Here is a 522-nt window from a genome sequence, read left to right as displayed (position 1 = left end):
CTGCGGGTATTAATGCCTTACGCAAAGAAGATGTGAATGCATTTATTGATGCGGTCGAAACGTACTACGCATAGCATTTTCCAAAATATGAATACAACAAAGGAGCCGAGTGGCTCCTTTGTTTTTACTACAAGTAAATCAGTTAGATAATCAGCGCTTTAACCAAGACTTCGGGTTCTGTGCTTCACTATTACGGCGGATTTCGAAATACAGTGATGGTCGGTCCTGCCCGCCTGTATCTCCGGCGAGAGCTATCACTTCGCCCGCGGTGACTTTATCGCCTTCTTTTTTGGTTAACGCTTGATTGTAGCCGTAAAGCGTCATGTCACCTTTACCGTGATCAAGCAGCACCACTAAACCGTAACCTCTTAAATACTCTGCAAATACGACTGTGCCAGGGTAAACCGCTTTAACTTGTTGACCATAGTTAGCGGAAAGCACCATACCTTTCCAGTTTACTTGTCCGGTTTGACGCGTACCGAAGTTATGTAACACACTGCCTTTTAGTGGCCATGGTAGTTT

The 522-nt window shown here is 44.8% G+C and carries 1 protein-coding gene; it reads right to left on the bottom strand.

What is annotated here, in order from left to right:
- Positions 1-150: 150 nt before the first annotated feature.
- Positions 151-522 (bottom strand): murein hydrolase activator EnvC family protein (locus tag R7E38_RS23375; protein WP_318082238.1); only part of this gene is annotated, 372 nt, incomplete at its 5' end.

Source organism: Vibrio sp. Vb2131 (genome assembly GCF_033338535.1).
Lineage (GTDB): Bacteria > Pseudomonadota > Gammaproteobacteria > Enterobacterales > Vibrionaceae > Vibrio > Vibrio alginolyticus.
This window is presented reverse-complemented; position numbering and strand designations above follow the sequence as displayed.